Raw genomic sequence first — 23609 nt, 5'->3', positions numbered from 1 at the left:
GTGAACTAGACAGCTCCACTTCACAACCGGGGGCCCTCACCTGTCAGCCCGACTCACCGCCGGAGGGCGGGACAACCTCCCTGGGCATCACAGCTAGGCGGGCTGCTTCGACCTGCGGGTGGCGAGCATGTTGCCGAGCACCAGGAACATCGAGATCAGGAACATCGCGGTGCCGACGACATTGACCTGCATCGGGATGCCGCGCTGCGAGACGCCCCAGACGAACATCGGGAAGGTGACGGTCTGGCCGGCGTTGAGGTTGGTGATGATGAAGTCGTCGAAGGACAGCGAGAAGCTCAGCAGGGCCGCTGCCGCGATGCCGGGGAACACGAGCGGGAAGGTGATCCGCCAGAAGGTCGTCACCTCGTTGGCGTAGAGGTCCATCGCCGCCTGTTCGAGGTTCTCGTCCAGCCCGGCCAGGCGTGCCTTGACGGTCACGATGACGAACGACAGGCAGAACATCACGTGGGCGATGAAGATCGTCCAGAACCCGAGTCGACCGCCGAAGCCCGCGGACACGAACAGGGCGAGCAGCGAGGAGCCCATGACGATCTCGGGGGAGGCCATCGGCAGGAAGATGATCGTGTTGATGGCCGAGCGGCCGGCGAAGCTGTGCCGGACGAGCGCGAACGCTGCGAGGGTCCCGAGGATGGTGGCGACCACGGTCGCGAGCAGCCCGATCTCGACGCTGCGCAGGACCGCGTCGCACATGCCGTCGGGCTTGCAGGGGTTGGCCCAGTTGTCGAGCGTGAAGTCCTGGAACGCGTAGACGTTGCGGGACTTGCTGTTGTCGTTGAAGCTCATCAACATCACGACGGCGATCGGGACGAACATGTAGACGAGGACGAGCGCCCCGGCCGCCATCACCACGTGGTCGCGGATCCATCGTCCGGCTCGTTGCAGTCCGTTCACAGGAGCTCCTCCGTCCCGGCCTTGCGGATGTAGACCATGACCATCGCCACGATGATGGCCATCAGGATCACCGAGAGCGCGCCGGCCGCCGCGTAGTCGCCGGTGCTCGTGAACAGGTCCTGGATGACGTTGCCGACCATCCGCTGGTTCGGACTGCCGAGCAGACTCGCGTTGATGTAGTCGCCGGCTGCCGGGATGAAGGTCAGCAGGGTCCCGGCGACCACGCCCGGCATCGACAGCGGCAGGGTCACCTTGAGGAAGCCGCGGGTCGGGGAGGCGTAGAGGTCGCCGGCCGCCTCGATCAACCGGCCGTCGATCTTCTCCAGGCTGGCGTAGAGGGGGAGCACCATGAAGGGCAGGAAGTTGTAGACCAGTCCGGCGATCACGGCGACCGGCGTCGCGAGCAGCCGGCCGTCCTCACCCATCAGGTGCACCGTCTGCAGGGCATCCACGACGAACCCGTCGTCGGCCAGGATCAGCTTCCACGACAGGGTGCGGACCAGGAAGCTCGTGAAGAACGGCGCGATCACCAGGACCAGCAACAAGGTGCGCCACCGGCCGGCCTTGAAGGCGATCGCATAGGCGAGGACGTAGCCGAGCACCAGGCAGATCGCGGTCGCGACGCCGGCGTACCAGAGCGAGCGCCACAGGGGTTGCCAGAACTCCCCGAGCGCGTCGGTGAAGTTGGCGAAGCGGTACGTGACGTCGTACCCGGTCAGGACGGAGCCCTCGGGGTCGTAGAGGCTGGTCGCGAGGAGCGAGAGGAACGGGATGACGAAGAACAGCCCGAGCCAGACGACGGCCGGCAGCATCAGCCAGTAGCCGGTGAACCGCCCCTTCCGCATCAGGACTCCTCCACCGCACCGGCGTTGACGTCCTGGCTTGCGGGCAGCAGGAAGGAGAACTCCGGGCGCCACGACACGTCGACCTTCGTGCCCCGGGCGATGATGCCGCGGGCGCCGGTGTTCTGCTCGAAGGACATCAGCTCCTGGCCCCACGGCATCCGCACGAGGTACTGGGTGCTGACCCCCACGAAGCTGACGTCGGTGACCACCCCGCCCTGCATGTGGTTGCCGGGTGCGTCGATCGGTTCGCCCTCGGGCGCGATGAGGACCTTCTCCGGCCGGATGCCCACCCAACCCGGACCGCTCTGCACGTGCGCCCGGTCGGCGGCGATCGAGACCTGGGTGCCCTGCATGTCGACCTTCACCACGTCGCTGCCCGCGTTGCTCACCGTGCCTGCGATCAGGTTGGACTGGCCGAGGAAGTTGGCGACGAAGGTGGTGCGGGGGTTCTCGTAGAGCTCGGCCGGCGAGCCCATCTGCTCGATCTCGCCGCCGTTCATGACCGCGATCGTGTCGGCCATGGTCATCGCCTCTTCCTGGTCGTGCGTGACGTGCACGAACGTGAGGCCGACCTCGGTCTGTATCCGCTTGATCTCGATCTGCATCCCTCGGCGCAGCTTGAGGTCCAGGGCGCCGAGGGGTTCATCGAGGAGCAGCACCTCGGGTCGGTTGATCAGCGCCCGGGCGAGGGCCACCCGCTGCTGCTGACCGCCGGAGAGCATGGGCGGCTTCTTGCGGGCCTGCCCCTCGAGCTCGACGAGCTCCAGCATGGCCCTGACCTGCTCGTCGACGTCCTTGGCCTTGCGCCGGCGCAGGCCGAAGGCGACGTTCTCGTGGATGTCGAGGTGCGGGAACAGGGCGTAGTTCTGGAAGACGGTGTTGACCGGGCGCCGGTAGGGCTTCTCGTAGGTGATCTCGTCGTCGCCGAGGTGGATCGTGCCTGAGGTCGGTACGTCGAGGCCGGCCACCATGCGCAGGGTGGTCGTCTTCCCGCAGCCCGACGGGCCGAGCAGGGCGAAGAACTTCCCTGCGGGGATCTCCAGGTCGAGGGCCTTCACCGCGGTGAAGGTGCTGAACTCCTTGGTGAGTGCGGTGAGCCGGAGGCTCCGCGAGCTGTCAGCCGCCAATGACATCGGCGAAATCTCCTTCGTAGGCGCGGATCTGGAACTCCTCGAGGGCCATGAACGAGTGCGTGGTGGCCAGCGACTCGGCGGTCGGGAAGATCAACGGGTTGTCGACGAGGCTCGGGTCGACCTTCTCCATCGCCTCCTGTGCGCCCTTGACCGGGCAGATGTACCAGACGTACGCCGCGAGCTTCGCCGCCACTTCGGGCTCGTAGTAGTAGTTGATCCACTTCTCGGCGTTGCCCTTGTGGGTGGCGAGGTTCGGCACCAGCATGTTGTCGGCCCAGATCATCTGGCCTTCCTCGGGCGTGACGAACACGAGGTTCTCGTCCTCGGCCGCGGCGACGTCGCCGGACCACGCCTCGCAGGCCACGACATTGCCCGCGGCGAGGTCCTGGATGTACTCGTTGCCGGTGAAGGCCCGGATCTGCCCGTCCCCGCGCGCCTTGCGCAGCCGCTCGAGGGCCGTGTCCCAGTCGCCGTCGGTGAAGTTGGCCGGGTCGGCGCCCTCGCTGAGCATGATCAGGCCCATGGTGTCGCGCATCTCGGTGAGCAGGGACACGCGGCCCTTGAGATCCGGGCGGCTGAGCAGCTCGGAGAAGGAGCGGACCTCCTTGACCTTCGACTTGTTGTAGGCGATGCCGGTGAGACCGCTCTGCCACGGCGCGGAGTAGGTGCGATCGGGGTCCCAGCCGACGCCGGCGAGGGAGTCGATCAGGTTGGCGTGCAGGTTCGGGACCTTCGCCTTGTCGAGGGGCTGGATCCACCCGACCTGGATCATCCGGGCGGCCATCCAGTCGGTGAGCATGAACAGGTCGCGCTTGGAGGACTGGCAGGAGCCGAGCTGGTTGACGACCTTGGCGAAGAACTCGAGGTTGTCGTTGACGTCTGCGGTGTAGCTGACCTCGATGCCCATCGCCTTCTGGAAGTCGGTCAGCGTCGAGGTGTACTCACCGTCGTCCTCGTCGAGGTAGCCCGGCCAGTTCGACACGATCAGGCGCTTGTCGGACTCCGACAGGTCGCGCGTCGTGCACTTCGCGGGGTCCTGCTTGCGATCGGGGGTTCCGAACAGGGGGAGTGCCGCCAGGCCGCCCGCGCCGAGGAGCAGCCCGGAGCCGCCGCGCAGCATGGTCCTGCGACTCAGCCGGGAAGAGACCAACGGATGCCACCTCCGAATCAAAGATGTGCGCATCGTGACACGGCGGACTACCGGTGACAAGGGATTCCGTGGTCAGTTGACATGAATGCAACGGAATCCGTACCTGCGTGTTGCGTAGGGTGCCTGAACCCTGTGAGGATCGGGTCCGTGAACAAATCCCGCTCGGTCGTGCTGGACGACGTCTCGAAGGCGATCATCGCCGAGCTCCAGGAGGACGGCCGTCGTTCGTATGCCTCCATCGGCAAGGCCGTCGGACTCTCGGAGGCCGCGGTGCGCCAGCGCGTGCAGCGCCTCGTCGACGGTGGCGTGGTCCAGGTCGTGGCGGTCACCGACCCCACCGAGATGGGCTTCGCCCGCCAGGCGATGATCGGCATCAAGGCCACCGGCCAGCTCGAGCCGATCGCCGACGCGCTCGCGGCGATCGACGAGATCGACTACGTCGTGATCACGGCCGGGTCCTACGACCTGCTGGTGGAGGTCGTCTGCGAGAGCGATGACCACCTGCTGGAGATCGTGTCCGGCCGGATCCGCACCATCAAGGGCGTGCTCTCGACGGAGACCCACGTCTACCTGAAGCTGCGCAAGCAGACCTATGCCTGGGGTGTCAGATGACCACGTACGACGACCGCATCGCCGCCTTCCACGACCTGCACGCCGCCGGCTGCTTCGTGATGCCGAACCCCTGGGACATCGGCAGCGCCCGGGTCCTCGAGCAGCTGGGCTTCCCGGCGCTCGCGACGACCAGTGCCGGCGCGGCCTGGACCCTGGGTCTCGCCGACAACGAGCTCTCCCTCGAGCAGGCGCTCGACCACCTCCGCGCGATCGCGGGCGCGGTGCAGATCCCGGTGAATGCGGACTTCCAGGGCGGATTCGCGGTGGAGCCCGACGGCGTCGCGGCGAACGTGAAGCTCGCCGCAGCGACCGGGATCGCCGGCCTCTCGATCGAGGACTCCTCGCAGGACGACGCCGAGCCGCTGTTCGAGTTCGAGCTCTCCGTCGAGCGGATCCGCGCCGCCCGCCAGGCGATCGACGAGTCCGGGACGGGCGTCCTGCTCACCGCTCGCTCCGAGGGCTTCGTGGCCGGCCGCCCCGACATCGACGAGACCGTCCGCCGGTTGGTCGCGTACGCCGATGCGGGGGCCGACTGTCTCTACGCCCCGCGGATCGAGCTGGTCGAGGACATCCAGGCCGTCGTCGCGGCGGTCGCTCCGAAGCCGGTGAACCTGCTGATCAACGCGCCGTTCACGACCGTCGCCGCGGCGGCGGACCTGGGCATCCGCCGGATCAGCGTCGGTGGCACGCTCGCCAAGACGGCGTGGAGTGGTTTCCTCCACGCCGCCCGGGAGCTTGCCGAGGACGGTACGGTCTCGATGTTCCGGGACCTGCCGAACGTGGACGCGCTGCTCAGCTGAGCGTGACGAGCTGCGCGCGGGTCGGGACGTACGGCTCCCACAGGAGTCGCATCCCTGCCTCGCGCGGCGTCTTGTTGCCCTTCTTGCTGTTGCACGGCCCGCAGGCCGCGACGCAATTCGTCCACGCCCACCTGCCGCCGCGCGATGCCGGCAACACGTGGTCGACGGTCGTGGCGCGACCGGAGCAGTACGCGCACCGGTGGCCGTCGCGGACGAGGACGCCGCGGCGGGTCCAGGGTGCCGGTCGGTACATCCACTTCGTGGCGACGTACCGGACCAGGCGGATGACGCGCGGCCACGGGTGCGGGCCGATCGTCTTGTCGCCGTGGCCCTCCTCGACGGTCGCGACCTCGCGGAAGAGCATCCGGACGGCGTGGTTGAACGACACCTTGCCGAGGGGCTCGTAGGAGGCGTTCAGCAGGGTCACTGTTGTCGCGGACACCGCTGGCACCTCCTCTCTGGTTCGTTTCTACGCTTCTTTCGTATCGAGCGTTCATCAATTGGGTGACGACATGGAGTCGAATCCCGGCCTGCTGGACCACGATCAGGTGTCCAACCGTCGTACATCGGGGCCTTGCTGGCCTAACGATTTACGGAGACGGTCGGGCAGGCTGGGGACGTGAACCCGGACCTGCTGCTGTCGCGACGAGACCTCGACTTCCTGCTCCACGAGTGGCTGGACGTCGCCGGGCTCACCTCGCGCGAGCGGTTCGCCGAGCACAGTCGCGACACGTTCGACGCCGTCCTGGACCTGGCGACGTCGCTGGCGGCGGAGTACTTCGCACCGCACAACGCGACGAGCGACCAGCAGGAACCGCAGTTCGACGGCGAGACGGTCACGATCATCCCGGAGGTCGCGACCGCGCTGCGGGCGTACGCCGACGCGGGGCTGATCTCGGCCGCGATGGATGCCGAGGTCGGTGGGGTGCAGGTCCCGCACGTCATCCAGCAGGCGTGCTTCGCCTGGTTTGCGGCGGCCAACACCGCCACCGCCGGCTACGCGATGCTGACGATGGCCAACGCGAACCTGTTGCTCGCCCACGCGTCGCCCGACCAGGTGCAGCGGTTCGTGCCACCGATGCTGGAGGGCCGCTGGTTCGGGACGATGTGCCTGTCCGAGCCGCAGGCCGGCTCGTCGCTCGCCGACATCACGACCCGCGCCGTCCGCCAGCCCGACGGGACGTTCCGGATCTTCGGCAACAAGATGTGGATCTCCGGCGGCGACCACGAGATGGGCGACAACATCGTCCACCTCGTGCTGGCGCGCGCCGAGGGTGCACCGGCCGGTGTGAAGGGGCTGTCGCTGTTCGCGACGCCGAAGTTCGTGGTCGGTGAGGACGGGAGCCGCGGGGAGCGCAACGACGTCACGCTGGCCGGGGTCAACCACAAGATGGGCTACCGCGGCACGGTCAACACGATCCTCAACTTCGGTGAAGGAAAGCACCTGCCGTCCGGCCAGCCGGGGGCGGTCGGCGAGCTGGTCGGCGAGGAGGGCCGCGGGCTGGCCACCATGTTCCACATGATGAACGAGGCGCGGATCGGCGTCGGGGCGGGCGCCGTCGCGCTCGGCTACACCGGCTACCGCCGTGCCCTCGCCTACGCCCGTGAGCGGGAGCAGGGCCGGCCGCTGGGCGGCAAGGACCCGGCCGCCGTACCGGTTCCGATCATCGAGCACGCCGACGTGCGACGCATGCTCCTCGCCTCGAAGTCGTACGTCGAAGGCGGGTTGGCGCTCGCGCTGAAGGCTGCGTTGCTGCTGGATGACCAGCGCACCCACCCGGACGAGGAGGCCCGGTTGCGTGCAGGAGCCCTGCTCGACGTACTCACGCCGATCGTGAAGAGCTGGCCGTCGCAGTGGTGCCTGGCCGCCAACGACCTGGCGATCCAGGTGCACGGCGGCTACGGCTACACGCGGGAGTACGGCGTCGAGCAGCTCTATCGCGACAACCGGCTCAACCCGATCCACGAGGGCACGCACGGCATCCAGGCCCAGGACCTGCTCGGCCGCAAGTTCGTGCTCGACGGCGGCCGCGGGCTGCTGCTCCTGCAGGAGACGATCATGGAGACCGTCGGCCGCGCTGGTGACGCCGGCCCGTTGTTGAAGGAGTACGCGTTCCGGCTGTCTGGTGCGGTGGAGGGCCTGGTGACCGCGGTGGCGTCGGCGTGGGAGTCCGGTGACCCGCGCGTCGCCCTGGCCAACGCGACCACCGGCCTGGAGGCCGCCGGCCACGTGGTGGTGGCGTGGATCTGGCTCGAGCAGCTCCTGGCCGCGAACGGCAAGGCGGGGGAGTTCTACGACGGCAAGCGCGCTGCGGGGAGGTACTTCCTCACCCACGAGCTGCCGAAGGTCGGCCCGATGCTGGACCTGCTGGCGGGTGGCGACCAGTTGTTCAACGAGGTCGACGGCGACTGGCTCTGATCAGGCCGCGTTGCCGCGCAGGTCGGTCCGCTGCGGGCCGTCACTGCCCACCACGGTGAGCCACGCCCCGTCGTCACCGGGGAGCGGGCGGCCGGCGACGACCGTGCACTGGTTGGGGTCATCGCCGCAGAGGTCGGCGAGCACGTCGCCCTCGAGGTCGAGCAGGTCGAACGGCTTGCGGACCGCCACCGATTCCGAGACCGCCGTCAGGTCCCCGTCCCACTGGTAGATCCGCGCCCCGTCGGGTGCGTCCTTGTCCGCGACGGTCACCACGGCGTTGTGGTGGAACAGCACGACCTCGAGCACCTGCGTCGATCCGCGTTCCTCGCGGAGCGCGGACGCCAGGTCGGCGGTGCCCGCGGTGGTGAACAGGTTGACGCTGCCCGAGCCGTTGACCTCCACCTTGACCTCCGTGTCGGTCACGGTGCGGGTCGTCGACGTCGACGGACTGTCGTCGGTCGCCGCCTCGACGATCGCCCAGACGCCAACCCCCGCGCCACCGACCACGACCACGGCGCCAGCCAGCAACAGGCCGATCCGGCGTCGTACCCGACGCTGCTCGGCGGGTGCGTTGTACGTTGCGAAGGTGCCCCCGCTCGCGTACGGCGAGGTGGGCGGCGGCGTGGGGCCGACGCTCCGGGTGTCGTCGCGGCGCGGCTGGTAGGTGTCCCAGTTCGGGGGCTGGTCAGCCATGCCGCGATCCTAGGGGCGACGAGGTAGCGGTACCGGACGCGCAGTCGGGGGATCGCTGGAACACTTCCGGCCATGACTGTTGAGCGTTGGGAAAGGCGCACCGAGATCCCGCTCATCCTCCTGGCCGTCGCGTTCCTGGTGGCCTATGCGTGGCAGGTGCTGGACCCCAGGATGGACTCCGACTTCGCGGGGTTCCTGAATGTCGTGTCGTGGACCGTGTGGGGTGCGTTCGCGGCGGACTTCGCGATCCGTCTGATCCTTGCCGAGGATCGGCGTCGTTACGCGTTCCGCCATTGGTACGACGTCGCCCTGATTGCTCTCCCGGTACTGCGCCCTCTTCGACTTCTCCGGTTGGTGGCGTTCGTACGCGTTCTGGACCGCTCGGCCGCCAACTCGCTCGCCGGACGTGTGGCCGTCTACGTCACCGGGTCAGCCGCGCTCGCCGTCGGGCTCGGTGCGCTGGCCACCTTGGACGCGGAGCAGGACGCCCGGGGAGCCAACATCCTGAACTTTGGCGATGCACTGTGGTGGGCGTGCACCACCGTGACGACCGTCGGCTACGGCGACTACTTCCCTGTCACCACGACGGGACGCGTTGTCGCCGTTGGCCTCATGCTCGTCGGTATCGGCCTGGTGGGCGCGGTCACGGCGACCGTGGCCGCGTGGATCCTCGGACGAGTTGAGGCCGAGCGCGAGGCGCGCGCGTGAGCCACGTGCCCTGTTGGGCCCGCTGAGTCCTGGCTCGCCCGTACTCAGGCGGCTTGTGGCGGCGGCCGCCCGGCTTGTCGCCCGGCCGCGAGCGCCGCGGCGATCTCCTCCGCGGTGCGGGCGGGGGAGTAGGAGAGGCGACCGCGCAGGTCGACCGGTGGTGGTCTCGTCCAGACCGGTCTCCCGGTGGCGGAATCGATGCGCACGGTCCACGGGGTGTTGTGGACGATCGTGTGGTGGCGCCGGCAGAGCAGGATCAGGTTGTCGAGGCTGGTCGGACCGCCGTCGGCCCAGTGGACGACGTGGTGGGCGTCGCAGGCGATCGGTGGCCGGGTGCAGCCGGGGAACGTGCAATGGCGGTCGCGCAGGATCAGGGCGAGCCAGATCGCGGCGGTGACGAGCCGGTGGGCGCGGCCGACGTCGAGGATCTGGCCGTCGGAGCCGAGGACGGCGGGGATGATGTCGGCGTCGCACGCGAGGCGTCGTACGGCGGTTGCCGAGAGTCGCTGGTCGGAGGGCAGGCTGCCGTCACGGGCAAGGCCTGCGTCGATCACCTTCTGCTGGAGGCTCTCCTGGTCGATGGTGACGATGATCCGTGCCGTGGTGCCGTGGTCGTGGGGGAGCTGGTCGGTGGCCTGGAGCCGACGGCAGGCCTCGACGAGCGCGTCCCAGAATCGGCGGCCGTGGTCGCGGGGATCCTTGCCGTCGTGGGCGCAGCTCGGGTCGGGGCAGGGCGTTCCGGACCGGTGGCCGTTCTCGTCGAGGAACGGTTCGCCGGGGCGTTCGGCCACGCCGCCACACGCGCCCGGCTCGGTGGTGACCGGTGCGGCGAGCGGCATCAGGACCGACTTGATCAGCTCGGCCTCCTCCTCGCAGCCGTAGCCACGGAGGTGTTCGCCGCCGAGTCCGTCCTCGGAGAAGCCGAGGTATCGCGCGAGGTGCGCCGCGCGCTCCTGCCGCTCCCTGGACCGATCGTCCTTGATCAGGGTGCCGTCGACGTCGAGCTCCCGCGCGACGTCGCCGAACGCGACCTGGAGGTCGCTGGCGTCGTACCCGTTGGTGTGGACCAGCTCGAGCAGCCGGTCGGCAACCGCGGTGCGGAACTTCGGAACGCGGGGGAGCGTGGTCACCTTGCCGCCGATGGCGCGCGCCTGCGGGAGGGAGATCGCGCCGTCCTTGAGGGCTTCGCGCACCGCCGGGAGGTCGCGCAGCTGGTCGACGGCGCGCACGAGCCCACCGCCCGCGCCCTTGTGGCCGCCGGTGACGTGGGTGAGGAAGTCCTTCGTCGACGCCCAGCCGAGCTTCTCGGCCGCGTGCGTCTCTTCGAGCCGCGCGGTGACCCCGAGCATGGCGGCGTCGAGCATCGCCCTGGCCTGCGCGATCCGCGCTGCGGCCTCAGGTGCGTCCGCCCCGTCGAGGGCGTCCCACTGGGCCTGAGCCAGCTCCGCGGCGCTCTCGACCGCAACAGCGGCCTTGTCGAGGGCGTCGGTCGAGGACATGACCCCACTCTATCGAACAGATGTTCGAAGCGCAAGCGTATGGCCAGACCTGTGTGATACGGAATATCCGCGTCCGGAGACAGGTTCGCCCCAGTGTGTGCAGAGAGCCGAGAACCCCGGGTGACCTGCTGACGCGCCGCCTCGTGGTGGACCTCCAGCGGACGAAGAGCACGCGCTGTCGTTGAGGGCCTGCGCCCTTCTGGCGCGTCCCGACCCGCCGATCCCGGCGGCAACCTCCCTCTCGTCCCCACCGGTCTTCACCGATCCAGTCGGTCCGCGGCGCCCTCGATGCGCCGTGCGGCCGCATCGAAAGGCATGTCCCCATGAGTTCCACCCGCACTGTTGAGCGCGCCAGTTGGCGCGACCGGCTCCCGTCGTTCGGCGTCCAGGTCCTGATCGGTCTCGCGCTCGGCGTGGTCCTCGGCCTCGTCGCCCGGTCCATCGGAGCCGACGGCACCGACGCCGCGACCGGCGAGGTCGACCCCAACTGGCTGACCGAGACGTTGACGACGGTCGGCGACACGTTCGTGACGCTGCTGCGGACCATCGTGCCGCCGCTGGTCTTCCTGGCGATCGTGGCCTCCATCGCCAACCTCCGCGAGGTCACCGGCGCGGCGCGCCTCGCCTGGAAGACGCTGGTCTGGTTCGCCATCACGGCGTTGATCGCCGTCACGATCGGCATCGTGCTGGGGCTGGTGCTCCAACCGGGCAACCACACGAGCGTGTCAGCCGACGCGGCCGCCGACCCGAGTCGCACCGGCTCGTGGCTCGACTTCCTCACCGGGCTGGTCCCGGACAACGTGCTCGGACTGCAGGCCAGCGCCGGCGGCGACGGCTCGGTCGGACTGTCCTTCAACGTGCTGCAGATCCTCGTCGTGGCCATCGCCATCGGCATCGCGACGCTCAAGGTCGGCGACGCAGCAGAGCCGTTCCTCGTCTTCGTTCGGTCTGCGCTCGCGATCGTCCAGAAGGTGCTCTGGTGGATCATCCTGCTCGCGCCGATCGCCACGGTCGGCCTCCTCGGGAACGCCGTGGCGTCGTACGGCTGGGACGCCCTCGGCTCGCTGGCCACCTTCTCGGCCGCGATCTACGTCGGCCTCGCGCTCGTCGTGTTCGTGGTCTACCCGGTGCTGCTGCGGACGAACGGGCTGTCGATCAAGCAGTTCTTCTCGGGTGCCTGGCCGGCGATCTCGCTGGCGTTCGTGTCGCGTTCCTCGGTCGGGACGATGCCGGTCACGCAGTCCGTCACGGAACGGAACCTGGGTGTCCCGCGCGCCTACGCGTCGTTCGCCGTGCCGCTCGGTGCGACCACCAAGATGGACGGTTGCGCCTCGATCTACCCGGCGATCTCGGCGATCTTCGTCGCCCAGTTCTTCGGGGTCGACCTGGGCCTGACCGACTACCTGCTGATCGCGTTCGTGTCGGTGATCGGCTCGGCCGCGACCGCCGGTGTCACCGGCGCCACGGTGATGCTGACCCTGACGCTGTCCACGCTGGGCCTGCCGCTCGCCGGCGTCGGCCTGCTGCTCGCGATCGACCCGATCCTCGACATGGGGCGTACGGCGGTCAACGTGGCCGGCCAGGCGCTGGTGCCGACCCTGGTCGCGAAGCGGGAGGGCATCCTCGACGAGGACGCCTACAACGCGCCGCGCTCAGGCAAGGCGTGGCGCGAGGACGAGGTACCGGTCGCCGTCTGACCGGCGGGTTTCGAGGCTCGCTTCGCTCGCACCTCAACCACCGGCCACCGGGCGCGGGCGCGTCAGACGCGCTCGCGCCCGTGCGGCGTCAGCCACCCCGCCAGGTCCGGCCCCTTGGGGACGATCCCCGTCGGATTGATGTCCTCGTGGACGACGTAGTAGTGCCGCTTGATCTGTTCGAAGTCGATCGTCTCGCCGAACCCGGGCGTCTGGAACAGGTCGCGCGCGTAGCCCCACAGCGCCGGCATCTCGATCAGCTTGTTGCGGTTGCACTTGAAGTGGCCGTGGTAGACGGGGTCGAACCGCGCCAGCGTCGTGAACAGTCGTACGTCGGCCTCGGTGATCGCGTCGCCCATGAGGTAGCGCCGGTCGGTGAGTCGTTCCTCGAGCCAGTCGAGCGTGTCGAAGAGCCGGTCGTACGCCGCGTCGTACGCCTCCTGTGAGCCGGCGAAGCCGCACCGGTAGACGCCGTTGTTGAGCTCGGTGAAGACCCGCTTCATCACGGCCTCCATCTCCTCGCGGACGTCGTCGGGCCACAGGTCCGGCGCGTCGGGTCGGTGCCACTCGCGCCACTCGAAGAAGAAGTCGTGGGTGATCCACGGGAAGTCGTTGGTGACGACGGACTTCGTCGCGATGTCGACCATCGCCGGGACGGTGATGCCGCGGGGGTAGTCGGCGTAGCGCGCGAAGTACGCCTGCTGCAGCCGCTCGTAGCCGAGCACCGGGTCGACGCCGCCGGCGTCGAGGTCGAACGTCCAGCTGCGTTCGTCGTGCGTCGGCCCTGTCAGCCCCATCGAGATGACGTCCTCGAGCCCGAGCAGCTTGCGCACGATGATCGACCGGTTCGCCCACGGGCAGGCCTTCGCCGCGACGAGGCGGTACCGACCTGGCTCGGCAGGCCAGGTCGGTGCCTCGATCGTGGTGCCGTCGTACTTGTCCTGCGACTGCCCGGGCTCGCTGGTGATCCGGTCCGGGATGTAGTTCATGTCCCGGTCGAAGGCCTTGCCCTGTTCGGTGTACGTCGGCATGCGCTCACCCTAGGGACTGGGCCCCGGGGTGAGCGCGGAATCGCCCGGCGTCGGCGCTACGACGACGGGTGGTGTGCGTCCTCGGCGCCTCCGCCGCCACTGCCGACCGTCCCCTCGGGACCGGCGGGCGGCGGGATCACGAGGTCGCCGGGAACCGGCTCGCCGGGGACGCCGTTGACCGATTCGGTGGAGAACGCGTACGTCAGTACGGCGAACGCGACCGCGTCGGCGTTGACCCCGAGGGCGTGGGTGCTGTTGTTGGCGAAGGTGTCGCACGCCTGGTGGTAGCAGGGGTCGTACTGGGCTCCGGCGGTGCCGCCCCAGATCTCTGCCTGCTCCGCGGTCTTCGGCACCTCGGCACCGGTGAACAGGCCACCCGCCGGGATCCCGTTGTTGATGAACGCCTGGTAGTCGCTGCGGCCGCTGAACTCCGCGTCGTCATAGGGCTCGCTGCGCAGCGTGTAGAACGACTCGAGCAGGTCCTCGATCGCGACCGACCCCGGCGGCACGGGCACCGGCGCGGTGAAGCCGGACTGGTCGCTGTCGTAGACCATCTGGACGTAGTTCGGCGAGCCGATCATGTCGAAGTTCAGGTAGAGCGCGATCCGGTCCTTCTCTGCTGCACTGAGGCCGTTGACGTAGTTCGTCGATCCGACGAGCCCGCTCTCCTCGGCGCCCCACCAGGCGAACCTGAGCGTGTTGACGGGCTTCAGCTTCGCCAGCTGGACCGCGGTCTCGAGTACGGCGGAGCTGCCGGAACCGTTGTCGTTGATGCCGGGTCCGGCGAGCACCGAGTCGAGGTGCGCGCCTGCCATGACGACGTTGGCATCGTTGATGCCCTTCTTCTCGGCCAGCACGTTGGCCGTGGGCAGGACCTGGCGCAGGGTGTTGGCGAAGACCCGCATCTCCAGCGCCGGCGTACCCGCGAGGGTCGCGCCCAGTGCGTACGTCGTACCGATGACCGGGATGCCGCTGGTGTTGTTGGCGGTGAGGGTGACGGCCGGGATGCCCTGGCGGTCGGCGGCGGCCGTGTTGCCCTGGTTGAAGATCACGATCCCGACGGCGCCCGCGGCCGCGGCGTTCTCGGCCTTGAGCTCGAACGTGCAGGTCCCGCGCTGCAGCAGCGCGATGTTGCCGGCGGGGAAGCCGTTGAAGTCGGTCGCCTCGCAACCGCTGTTCGAGGTGTTGCCAAGGCCGAACTGCAGGTCGACGGCGGTGACGCTCGCGGTGACGTCGCCAGGATCGGACTGGGTGATGGCGCCGAAGTCAGTGCCCTCGACGTAGGTGACCTGGTTCGGCGCGGTCTGCTGGAGGCCGGAGGGGCCGACGACCTCGAACGCGAGGTAGTTGAACGTCTGGACCACCGGGTTGTAGCCCGCGGCACGCAGGGTGTCGACGACGTAGTCGACCGACTCGTCGTACCCGGCGAATCCGGAGAAGCGGTTCCCGTCGTTCGCGTCGGCGATCGCCTGCAGTGCTGCCTGGTGCTTCCGCACGCCCTCGACGCGCACGCACTCCAGCAGCTTCGCGTAGGTGTTGTTCTGGCGGCGCTCACACGTCGGGGGAGCAGGGGCAGCGTCTGCCGGACCGCCCGGCACGGGCGCCATCACCGCCACAGCGGCCATGACCGCCAGCCCCACCCACCAGGACCTGTTCCTTCGAACCCGAGTCAAGAATCGAACCATCGCAATCCCGCCCTCCGAAACGGCGAAATCCGAGTGATTCGCCTGCAACGAATTCGAACCTACGCTCGGGCTCCGGGGCCTGCAATGAGCGGAAACGACACCCTCCCGAGCATCATCCCGCTGGTCGAGGAGGTTGCTCAGCAACGCCTCCCGCTGGTCGAGGAGGTTGCGCAGCAACCGTCTCGAGACCACCCTGCTAGCAGGAGGAACGGCCATGTTCGGACGACGCAAGGCGAAGCGCGCAGCAGAGGTGGTCCCGCCGGAGTTCCCCGTCTGTGGTCAGGTCTACCTGTTCCAGCGCGAGGCGGAGCGCGCGGCACGGGAAGCCGCCGCGGGGGAGCCGCCGGTCGGCGAGGCCGAGGTGCAGACGCCGGATTGATCGGGGTGCCTACGGTGTCGCCATGTTCCTGGAGAACGTCGTCTTCGACGCCACGGCCCCACAGGTCCTCGGTCGGTTCTGGGAGGCCGCGCTCGGTACCGAGCGGCTGACCGACGTGCCGGAGGGGTTCGAGACCCGGCTGACCGTGCCGGACGGACCGGTGCTCGACCTGTGCTTCCAGCGGGTGCCCGATCAACCCGCCGAGCCCCAGCGCCTCCACCTCGACCTGTACGGCGGTGCGGACCAGGCCGCCGTCGTCGAACGACTGGTCTCGCTGGGCGCGAGCCACGCGGACATCGGGCAGGGCGACGTGCCGTGGGTCGTGCTCACCGACCCCGCGGGCAATGCCTTCTGCGTGCTCGAGGAGCGGTCGTCGTACGACGGCACGGGACCGGTCGCGGGCCTGCCGCTCCAGGTGGCCGATGCCGAGCGGGACGGCGCCTTCTGGGAGTGGCTGACCGGCTGGGTGCCGGTCGAGGGGAGTGGGCTGGTGAGCCTGCGGCACCCCTCGCTGCGCGGTCCGCTGCTCGACCTGTCCGCCGAGGCGGGTCCGAAGGGTACGGCGAAGAACCGGACCCACCTCGACCTGCGACTGGAGGCCGGCGACGACGCCGACGAGATCGCCCGCGGCATCGTCGACCGTGGCGGTCGTGAGCTGCACTTCGACTGGGGCGAGCTGCCGTGGCGGCACTTCGCGGATCCGTCGGGCAACGAGTTCTGCGTGCTGCCGGCGTCGACTCACTGAGCAGCGCGACGACTCCGGAACCCTTCCACCTTCCATGGCTCCGGCGGGTGCGGCCGAGGAGCATCGGTCGCGGCGAAATGACGCTCTGGGCATCCGCGGGCCCGCCTGGAGCTAGGCGGTCCAGATCCGAGGCAGGTATCGTTCTTTATCGAGCGCGACATCTTGACCGTCGTCGCTGACGGCGCGAGCCATCAGCCAGAGCTCCCTATATGCCGCCTTGAGCGGCCATTATTCGGTCACCTTGCGTGACCGGTGTAGCAGATTTGCGAACGAGTGGTCAGCCGGAGGCGGCCGGTACTCGCTCAAGCACTACCCAATCACCCAGAACAAGGGCTGTGTTCAGGGTGTCCTCCGGCTCCCGATCAGAGTCCGTCTGGATGGTTCGTAATGACGAGTTCCGAGAGTTCGAAGACCACGCTCAAGCCTGCTCCTCAGCAGTGGGTCAAGCCCGTGTGCGCAGTTGGCGGCGTGGTCACCGTCTGTGGATTCGGTGTCTACTTCCTGAAGAAGCCTGGCGGCACCGACATGGTCAAGGCGCTGGTGCCGGCCATCGTCGCCGTCGTAGCTATCGCCAAGTAGACAGAGAAAAGGCCCCTCGGAGTGAGAGTCCGCGGGGCTTTCGTCGTCTCCGTGGTGGGAGGGCCTCTCTATAACGGAGGACCTAATCGACCAGAGTTGTGACCGTCACGGGACCGAGCGGCACATGCACATCCACGAGGCTGGGCATGCTGTCGACAACGGAATCGCGTTTCGGGCCGTCGGGTCTGCTGCACCAACAAGTGACAGCATGAGGCGGCGGATGGCCGTGACCTGACGCGGTCAACTCACTTACCTGCGCACACTCCCTTCGGAACCTTGGCGAGCGCTCACTGCCCGGTGACACCTGTAGTGCAGCCGACCCGTCTCGCTCGCCTTGATCGGATGCTCAAACCTCGGTGTGTCTAGTGTGGCAGGCTAGGCGGCCTGTAATCATGGTCGCGAGCGATCGAGTCGGCCCGAGTGGAGTTCAATAGTGGCGAGTCTCAGCCAGGTCAGAATGCCCAGCGACGCGGCGCCGAGCCTTGAGCGCCTCAGCAGACTCAGCGACGGAGAACGCCAATCCCTAGTGACGGCTCTGCAACAAACCGCATCGAACCCAAAGGCGATGCGTGAGGACGTTCGCGCCGCAATACCTGAATGGTCAGACGACGATGCTAGTGACGTTGTCTCCAATCTGCTGTCGCTGTCGGCGCTAAGCACCAGCCATGACTTCGAACTCGCTGAGCTTGCTGTTGTTGTGTCGGAACTTGTTTCGAACGACTTAGAGCATCCACTTCCGAAGGGGTTCCCACCGCAACTCGCCGAGGTGCTGTCTGCGCGTGGAGTCGTTGCGCTCGCGAAGGCATTCGACGTTTCACGCTCCTTTGAGCGCCTGATCCATCTGAGTCGCGTCATCACCGACATCCGACCGGTTTTCGGTGCTGATCCCGCGGCCGGCCCCCTGGGCTCAGTTCTAGTGCACACACTCCGGCTTGATTTCTATGCGGAGGGGAAGTTGCGGTCGCTATCGTTCGCTTTAGAGTCCGACGACATCAGGCAGATGATCGAGACGCTCGAACGGGCTGAGGCGAAAGCCGCTGCTCTTGGGGATCTGCTTGAGGCCGCCGGAATCGCAGAATTCGATTTGGTTGGAGATCCAGATGACTGAGCCGATTGAGGCACTGCGCGGCCTTGAGCGAGCCTCGGTTCGGCGCGCCGCGCTCAGATGGGTGGTCACGAAGACGCACTCGCCTGACGTGCACGACTTCGAAATCAAGGTCCCCCACGTAGATCGCAATAAATCTCGCGAGAATCGATGGGCGATCGTCCACGAGAGTCCAGATGCTCAGCAGGTCTACATGGAACTTGCCCCGAGTTTCGAAGACCGCGAGCGCCGTCGCGACCCGCTGAGTCGTTCGGTGCAAGAGGTCCGAAACCTCTTCAAGGTGCACGCCGACGAGTGGAGGGACGAGACCCAATTCGTCTCGAATCTGTCAAAGATTGTTGCGCACCCGGCATACCAGAAAATCATCGGATTGGGACCGCAGGCCGTTCCGCTCATTATCGCAGAGTTGCGAGTGCAACCCGAACTGTGGTTCTGGGCGTTGACCTCAATAGTAGGCGAAGACCAAGCTCAGGGCGTCCAGACCGTCTCGGAAGCCGCTTCAAGTTGGGTTGCGTGGTACGACCGACTCGTGGCGGACAGTGACTGGTGATCCGCAGCCACCATCTCCCGCTGCTTGCATCGGACAATCACCAAATAACAAGCCCGCCCACTGACAGTTACAACTGCATCGCGTGGGCGGCGTGCGACAGCGAGCGATTTTGGTGGCCGAGCCCAGGTACGCCGTCCTATTGGCCAGACGGCGTCGAGCAGGCGGAAACCCTCGAGGCGTTCCGAGCGGCATTCGAATCGTTGGGATTCGTCGAGTGTGACAGTTCTGAGCACGAGGATGGCGTTCAGAGGATTGCCCTCTATGTCGGCGCCGATGGTGTCCCGACCCACGCCGCGAGGCAGTTGCTGGACGGAGGCTGGACCAGCAAGCTCGGGCGCGCCGTAGATATCCGACACGCAACCGCGAATGCCGTCTGTGGCCCCCTCTACGGGGAGATCGCGATCTACATGTCTCGGCCGCGAGACAGCGAAGATCCGTGCGCGCCGTAGCCTTGGTTTGCAAGTCTGACGGATCGTAGTTGGCGGCTTCACCTTGCATTGCGGCTTGGGCGTCGCCGGGGCCACGACCGATTGGGATTGCCGAGGATGTGCTGCGCGAACACGTGTCAGCGTAACCGCCCCAAAGTGGGCGAAAGGGGCGTGTTTCAGCGCGGCGCCAGCACCACGATCGGCAACGGCCGCGTCGTACGCTGCCGGTACTTCGCGAACGTGCCCCGGTTGGCCTTGTTGCAGAGCGAGAACATCCGCTCGTAATCCGGGTCATCGGTGCGCACCGTCCGGGCAGTCCCCACAACCTTCCGGACGCCGACCTGGAACTCGACGTCCTTGTTGGCTTCCAAGTTGAGGATCCACGCTGGGTCGCGGCGGGCGCCGCCGTTGGAGCCGACGACGAGGCGGTTGTCGCCGTCGGTCGCGTAGACCAACGCCGTCGTACGCTGAAGGCCGCTCTTGCGCCCGGTGGTCCGCAGCAGCAACGTCGGCATCCCCATGAGCAGGCGGTGTCCGACGAGCCCGCGGGACGTCTCGTAGATCTTCTGGTGGGCGTCGAGCGTGGCGAGGAAGAGGTCGCGCTGGGACGGGAGCTTCATGGGGGAGAGCATGCCAGTAAGAGGGGATCGCGGATCGCCCTAGAACGTGTTCTACTTCTGTCCGTGACCATCACGCACGACATCCTCGGCCAGACCGTGACCATGCCCGTCGACGTACGGGACGGCTCCAACGCCACCGTCATCTTCGACGTCGACCTCGAGGCAGCCCGGGCCCTGGCCCCGGCCGGCTTCGAGGTCATCGAGAACGCGCCGGGCCGCGCACAGTTCGCGCTCGCGCTGATCGACTACAAGGACAACGACCTCGGTGCCTACCTGGAGGTCGGCACCATCCTCTTCGTCCGTCCCGAGGGCGGCGGCGAGGACGGCACGTTCATCACCCACCTCCCGGTCACCGAGCAGTTCACCTGCGCTGCCGGCAACCAGATCTGGGGCTTCCCCAAGTCCGTCGAGCAGATCGAGGTGACCAACACCGAGACCACCACGCGCTGGGTGCTCACGATGGACGGCGAGCTCGTCGTCGACGTCACCCTGCCGCGAGGTGGCACCGACGAGATGCCGCCGATGGCGCTGTCCGCCTACACACTCATCGACGGCCGTCCGCACGTCACCGCCTTCACCCAGGGCGGCAGCGGCAGCGGGATGTTCTTCGGTGGCGAGGTGTCATTGACGCTCGGTTCGCACCCGATCGCCAAGGAGCTCGCCTCCCTCGGCCTCTCGCCGGACTCCGTGGTCCTGAGCACGTGGACCGAGCGGATGCAGGCCAGGTTCGACGAGCCCACGCCGCTCTGACCGCGGCTGCGCTCCGGGGAGTCGCGCCTACCGGTACGCTTCGAACATGCGTTCGGGCCGGCGGGTGGACGGGGTGCAGGACCATTTGCCGTTCGACGTCTCCCCGACGGCCGGGTCCGACGACCACCCAGAGCGAGTACGACGCCCGCGGGCCCTCCCCGCAACGGACCGCAACCGTTTCCGGCTGCGCAACGACGCCCTCGCCTCGCACGGCTGGCCGGCCGGCACCGAGCTCCTCGTCGACCCCGACCAGCGCCCCCGCCGTGGCCAGGTCGCCCTGGTGACTGAGGGCGGCCGCCTGAAGATCGGGGTCTTCGACCTGCAGCTCGGCCGCGGCGTACTCCGCACGGATCGTGGCTCGGTCTGGCTCGGGGCCTCGGCGCGGTTCGTCGGCGTGGTGACGCTCGTCGGCGCGCCGTTCGAGGGAATGCCGGACGCTCCCGTCAGGGGATGAGAAACGGGACTTCGGGTACTGCGGGATTCAACAACCGCTGTCTGAACGGAGTCAGAAAAATGGTCACCCTCGGCGTCATACTTCTCATCATCGGCCTCGTCGCGAGCATCCCGATCCTCACCACGGTGGGCGCGATCCTGATCGTCGCGGGCTTGGTCCTCAACCTGGTACCGATCAACGGCAACCGCCGCCTGTATTACTGACGGCCCCTTCGCCGCTACCGCGACCAGCCCTGCCAGGTGAGGACCTGGCGGGGCTGGTCGTTGTTCGCGCCGACGTGCCCCGCGTCGTTCACCTCGACGCCATCAGGGCGTCGGCCGGCCGTCGAGCGGGACTTCTAGCGTCCCGCCCATGCGCCTTCTTCCCGCAGTTGCACTGCTGACTGCCACCGGCCTCGTCGCCGCTCCTGCCCTCGCCGCCACCGCGCCGTACGTCGACAAGCGGACCACGCTCGACGCGCTGTCGCTCGAGGACTTCCAGTCGGCCGTCGTCGACGATCGCGGTGTCGAGCTGGGCGGCATCGGCAGCGGGTTGTTCGCCCTGGGCAACAACGAGTACTGGACGATCACCGACCGCGGCCCGAACGGCGAGATCGGCGACACGCGCACCTTCATCGTCCCGGAGTTCACCCCGTCCATGGTCAAGGTCCGCGCCCGCGGCAGCCGGCTCGACGTACTCGAGTCCATCCCGCTCATGACGCCGGCCGGTGACCCGGTCACGGGGCTTCCGAACTTCGCGGTGCCGGGCGACCCGGCGCCGTACGCCGCCGACGGCACGACGCTGCTCGACTACAACGCGAACGGCGTCGACACCGAGGGTGTGGTGCGGACCGCGGACGGTCACTTCTGGCTCGTCGACGAGTACGGCCCGTCGATCGTCGAGGTGGACCCGACCGGTCACGTCATCGCGCGCCACGTCCCTGCCGGGCTCGAGGACGACTACGCCGCTGCTGGTGTCGACTACCCGGTCAATGGCTCGCTGCCCGCCGACCTCTCGAAGCGCCGCGCGAACCGCGGCTTCGAGGACATCGCGCTGCTGCCCGACGGCAAGACCATCGTGGTGGCGCTGCAGAGTTCGGTCGTGGTGTCGGGGGACCGGGACCGGATCATCACCGAGCTGGTCTCGTTCGACACGACGACGGGTACGACGCTGCACCGCTACGGCTACCGCTTCGACGCCGCCTCGACCTTCGCGGCCGGCACCCGGGGACGCGACCTGAAGATCTCTGCGCTCGTCCCGGTCGACCAGACGCACGTCATCGTGCAGGAGCGCACCGACACCGAGGCCCGCTTCCACACGATCACGCTCGACCCGACCGACCCGTTGGTGACCGAGGCCGACAAGTCCCTCCTGGTCAACCTGGCCGGTGTCGCGGGCGTGCCCGGCAAGGTCGAGGGTGCGGCGTTGAAGAACAGGTCGACGCTGGTGGTCATCAGCGACAACGACTTCGGGTTCGTCCCGCGGGCGTACGGCGCCGGTGAGGACGTCGACCCGTCGGGTGTGGAAACGGTGCTGGCCGAGGTCAAGCTGCCGTAGTCCGGGCAGCCGCCCGGCCCCGCATTGTAGGAGCGGAGCTGCGACCGGTGGAGACCCGAACGGGCCATTGTTCCGGTGGGCTGATGTGATCACCGTGGATCCATGAGGATCGCATCGTTCAACGTGGAGAACCTCTTTGCGCGCCCGAAGGCCATGGACGCCAACGAGGCCGACCCTGCCACCCGCAGCATGATCCTGGCCGCCCATGCGAGGGTCTCGACCCTCTTCGAGCTGGCCAGCTACCAGGGCGTCGAGGCGGAGATCCTCGACCTGCTCGACCAGCTCGGCGTCCTGAGCGACGACGAGGGCACCTTCGTCCGGCTGCGCAAGCTGCGCGGGTCGTTGCTACGACGGCCGATGACCGGCGCCGTCGTACTGCTGGCCAAGGGGCGTGCCGACTGGGTCGGCTGGGTCGAGCTCAAGACGGTCGCGGTCAACGTGCGCGCCACCGAGCACACGGCCCTGGTCATCAAGGAGCTCGCGGCCGACGTACTCACTGTCGTCGAGGCGGACAACCGACCGGGGCTGGACATGTTCTGCCGGACCATGTTGCCCGCGGTGGGCGGGACGCCGTACCCGCAGGCGATGGTGGTCGAGGGCAACGACACCCGCGGCATCGACGTCGGGTGCCTGGCGGCGGCGGGGTACCCGCTGGTCCAGATGCGCACCCACATCTTCGACGAGGACGCGACGGGGCCGGTGTTCTCGAGGGACTGTTGCGAGTACCACTTCGACACGCCCGCTGGCAGTCGCCTCGTGGTGATGGCGAACCACTTCAAGTCCAAGGGGTACGCCTCGCAGGGCGATCCCATCGGCGCGAAGCGACGCAAGCGCCAGGCCCGACGGGTCGCCGCGATCTACAAGGCCCTGCGCCAGGAGGGCATCGACCACATCGCAATCACCGGTGACCTGAACGACGACCCAGCCAGCGACTCGCTCAAGCCGCTCCTCAGCCTCGCCGGCCTCACCGACATCAGCGCGCACCCGGCGTTCGACTGGAACCACCGCAAGGGCACGTTCGGCTCGGGCAACGAGAAGGAGAAGATCGACTACATCCTGCTGTCCGACCCGCTCTTCGCGCTGGCGACCGGGGGAGGGGTGTTCCGCAAGGGCGTGTACCGCGGCAACCGCACGAAGGACCCGTGGGAGATCTTCCCGACGCTGGACAAGAAGGAACACGAGGCGTCCGACCACGCGGCGATCTACGCCGACATCACCGACTTCTGACGGTCGTCACTGCACACGTTTCCCAGGAACGAATCCATACATCCCGTCAAGACAA

26 protein-coding genes are annotated in these 23609 nt (G+C 68.0%); 16 read left to right on the top strand and 10 right to left on the bottom strand.

All coding sequences use genetic code 11. The features are described from left to right. Positions 1–93: 93 nt before the first annotated feature. From ACOACQ_RS19320 to ACOACQ_RS19305, 4 genes are read right to left on the bottom strand one after another with little or no spacing between them, the layout of a single operon-like run. A complete protein-coding gene (locus ACOACQ_RS19320) occupies positions 94–912 on the bottom strand; it encodes an ABC transporter permease (protein ID WP_420289078.1) in 819 nt (272 codons plus the stop codon). Next, positions 909–1757: an ABC transporter permease gene (locus ACOACQ_RS19315; RefSeq protein ID WP_420289077.1), complete on the bottom strand. Its 849-nt coding sequence runs from the start codon at positions 1755–1757 to the stop codon at positions 909–911. Before ACOACQ_RS19315 ends, ACOACQ_RS19320 begins: the two co-directional genes overlap by 4 nt. Then, positions 1757–2890, bottom strand: coding sequence for an ABC transporter ATP-binding protein (locus ACOACQ_RS19310; protein WP_420289075.1), 1134 nt, complete (start codon positions 2888–2890; stop codon positions 1757–1759). Before ACOACQ_RS19310 ends, ACOACQ_RS19315 begins: the two co-directional genes overlap by 1 nt. After that, a complete protein-coding gene (locus ACOACQ_RS19305; protein WP_378599975.1) occupies positions 2874–4040 on the bottom strand; it encodes a polyamine ABC transporter substrate-binding protein in 1167 nt (388 codons plus the stop codon). The genes ACOACQ_RS19310 and ACOACQ_RS19305 overlap by 17 nt, the downstream gene beginning before the upstream one ends. Before the next feature lie 171 nt (positions 4041–4211). On the opposite strand from ACOACQ_RS19305, the gene ACOACQ_RS19300 reads away from it, so the two are divergent. Both ACOACQ_RS19300 and ACOACQ_RS19295 read left to right on the top strand, forming a co-directional pair. Further along, on the top strand, positions 4212–4652 hold the full coding sequence (locus ACOACQ_RS19300) for an Lrp/AsnC family transcriptional regulator (protein ID WP_378599997.1): 441 nt from the start codon (positions 4212–4214) through the stop codon (positions 4650–4652). After that, on the top strand, positions 4649–5452 hold the full coding sequence (locus ACOACQ_RS19295; RefSeq protein ID WP_420289074.1) for an isocitrate lyase/PEP mutase family protein: 804 nt from the start codon (positions 4649–4651) through the stop codon (positions 5450–5452). Before ACOACQ_RS19300 ends, ACOACQ_RS19295 begins: the two co-directional genes overlap by 4 nt. On the opposite strand, the gene ACOACQ_RS19290 is transcribed toward ACOACQ_RS19295, so the two are convergent. Beyond that, a complete protein-coding gene (locus ACOACQ_RS19290) occupies positions 5445–5894 on the bottom strand; it encodes an HNH endonuclease (RefSeq protein ID WP_420289073.1) in 450 nt (149 codons plus the stop codon). The genes ACOACQ_RS19295 and ACOACQ_RS19290 overlap by 8 nt on opposite strands. Positions 5895–6071: 177 nt before the next feature. Between ACOACQ_RS19290 and ACOACQ_RS19285 the strand changes: the two genes are divergently transcribed. After that, entirely contained in the window at positions 6072–7871 is a 1800-nt protein-coding gene (locus ACOACQ_RS19285; RefSeq protein WP_420289072.1) for an acyl-CoA dehydrogenase, read from the top strand. Here the strand turns inward: ACOACQ_RS19285 and ACOACQ_RS19280 are convergent, their stop codons facing one another. Continuing rightward, a complete protein-coding gene (locus ACOACQ_RS19280) occupies positions 7872–8564 on the bottom strand; it encodes a hypothetical protein (RefSeq protein ID WP_420289071.1) in 693 nt (230 codons plus the stop codon). 72 nt (positions 8565–8636) lie between these two features. Here ACOACQ_RS19280 and ACOACQ_RS19275 point away from each other — a divergent pair, with 72 nt between their 5' ends. Continuing rightward, on the top strand, positions 8637–9272 hold the full coding sequence (locus ACOACQ_RS19275; RefSeq protein WP_420289070.1) for a potassium channel family protein: 636 nt from the start codon (positions 8637–8639) through the stop codon (positions 9270–9272). Positions 9273–9316: 44 nt separating this feature from the next. On the opposite strand, the gene ACOACQ_RS19270 is transcribed toward ACOACQ_RS19275, so the two are convergent. Beyond that, complete coding sequence (locus tag ACOACQ_RS19270) at positions 9317–10771, bottom strand: DUF222 domain-containing protein (RefSeq protein WP_420289069.1); 1455 nt, start codon at positions 10769–10771, stop codon at positions 9317–9319. A 323-nt stretch (positions 10772–11094) separates the two neighbouring features. Here ACOACQ_RS19270 and ACOACQ_RS19265 point away from each other — a divergent pair, with 323 nt between their 5' ends. Next, positions 11095–12468 carry a dicarboxylate/amino acid:cation symporter gene (locus ACOACQ_RS19265; RefSeq protein ID WP_420289068.1) on the top strand — a complete coding sequence of 458 codons (1374 nt, stop codon included), beginning with the start codon at positions 11095–11097 and terminating at the stop codon, positions 12466–12468. Between the two features lie 62 nt (positions 12469–12530). Here the strand turns inward: ACOACQ_RS19265 and ACOACQ_RS19260 are convergent, their stop codons facing one another. Then, positions 12531–13496 carry a glutathione S-transferase family protein gene (locus ACOACQ_RS19260; protein ID WP_420289067.1) on the bottom strand — a complete coding sequence of 322 codons (966 nt, stop codon included), beginning with the start codon at positions 13494–13496 and terminating at the stop codon, positions 12531–12533. 56 nt (positions 13497–13552) lie between these two features. Further along, entirely contained in the window at positions 13553–15121 is a 1569-nt protein-coding gene (locus tag ACOACQ_RS19255) for a M28 family peptidase (RefSeq protein WP_420289066.1), read from the bottom strand. A gap of 274 nt (positions 15122–15395) precedes the next feature. Between ACOACQ_RS19255 and ACOACQ_RS19250 the strand changes: the two genes are divergently transcribed. The 6 genes from ACOACQ_RS19250 (at position 15396) to ACOACQ_RS19225 (ending at position 18988) form a co-directional block, all read left to right on the top strand. Then, entirely contained in the window at positions 15396–15560 is a 165-nt protein-coding gene (locus ACOACQ_RS19250) for a hypothetical protein (RefSeq protein WP_420289065.1), read from the top strand. A gap of 22 nt (positions 15561–15582) precedes the next feature. Further along, the gene (locus tag ACOACQ_RS19245; protein WP_420289064.1) at positions 15583–16305 is read left to right on the top strand and encodes a VOC family protein; all 723 of its coding nucleotides are present in this window, start codon (positions 15583–15585) and stop codon (positions 16303–16305) included. Positions 16306–16692: 387 nt separating this feature from the next. Beyond that, complete coding sequence (locus ACOACQ_RS19240; protein WP_378599469.1) at positions 16693–16884, top strand: hypothetical protein; 192 nt, start codon at positions 16693–16695, stop codon at positions 16882–16884. Between the two features lie 433 nt (positions 16885–17317). Next, positions 17318–17992 (top strand): hypothetical protein, encoded by a 675-nt coding sequence (locus ACOACQ_RS19235; RefSeq protein WP_378599472.1) that lies wholly within the window; start codon positions 17318–17320, stop codon positions 17990–17992. Next, a complete protein-coding gene (locus tag ACOACQ_RS19230) occupies positions 17985–18539 on the top strand; it encodes a hypothetical protein (protein WP_378599475.1) in 555 nt (184 codons plus the stop codon). The genes ACOACQ_RS19235 and ACOACQ_RS19230 overlap by 8 nt, the downstream gene beginning before the upstream one ends. Beyond that, complete coding sequence (locus ACOACQ_RS19225; RefSeq protein WP_420280859.1) at positions 18536–18988, top strand: DUF7689 domain-containing protein; 453 nt, start codon at positions 18536–18538, stop codon at positions 18986–18988. Before ACOACQ_RS19230 ends, ACOACQ_RS19225 begins: the two co-directional genes overlap by 4 nt. A 155-nt stretch (positions 18989–19143) precedes the next feature. Here ACOACQ_RS19225 and ACOACQ_RS19220 read toward each other — a convergent pair whose 3' ends face one another. Continuing rightward, entirely contained in the window at positions 19144–19587 is a 444-nt protein-coding gene (locus ACOACQ_RS19220) for a nitroreductase/quinone reductase family protein (RefSeq protein ID WP_420289063.1), read from the bottom strand. 63 nt (positions 19588–19650) lie between these two features. On the opposite strand from ACOACQ_RS19220, the gene ACOACQ_RS19215 reads away from it, so the two are divergent. From ACOACQ_RS19215 to ACOACQ_RS19195, 5 genes are all read left to right on the top strand, one after another. Next, positions 19651–20337: an acetoacetate decarboxylase family protein gene (locus tag ACOACQ_RS19215; RefSeq protein ID WP_420289062.1), complete on the top strand. Its 687-nt coding sequence runs from the start codon at positions 19651–19653 to the stop codon at positions 20335–20337. 46 nt (positions 20338–20383) lie between these two features. Further along, complete coding sequence (locus ACOACQ_RS19210; RefSeq protein WP_420289061.1) at positions 20384–20791, top strand: hypothetical protein; 408 nt, start codon at positions 20384–20386, stop codon at positions 20789–20791. A 59-nt stretch (positions 20792–20850) separates the two neighbouring features. Continuing rightward, positions 20851–20994 (top strand): hypothetical protein, encoded by a 144-nt coding sequence (locus ACOACQ_RS19205; protein ID WP_378599487.1) that lies wholly within the window; start codon positions 20851–20853, stop codon positions 20992–20994. Between the two features lie 148 nt (positions 20995–21142). Beyond that, positions 21143–22327 (top strand): esterase-like activity of phytase family protein, encoded by a 1185-nt coding sequence (locus ACOACQ_RS19200; protein WP_420289060.1) that lies wholly within the window; start codon positions 21143–21145, stop codon positions 22325–22327. A gap of 102 nt (positions 22328–22429) precedes the next feature. Then, positions 22430–23554 (top strand): endonuclease/exonuclease/phosphatase family protein, encoded by a 1125-nt coding sequence (locus ACOACQ_RS19195; RefSeq protein ID WP_420289059.1) that lies wholly within the window; start codon positions 22430–22432, stop codon positions 23552–23554. Positions 23555–23609 lie beyond the last annotated feature (55 nt).

The sequence above is a fragment of the Nocardioides sp. CPCC 206347 genome (genome assembly GCF_048654605.1).
Lineage (GTDB): Bacteria > Actinomycetota > Actinomycetes > Propionibacteriales > Nocardioidaceae > Nocardioides.
Note: the sequence above shows the minus strand (reverse complement) of the source record. Positions and strands in the feature narration are given on the sequence as shown.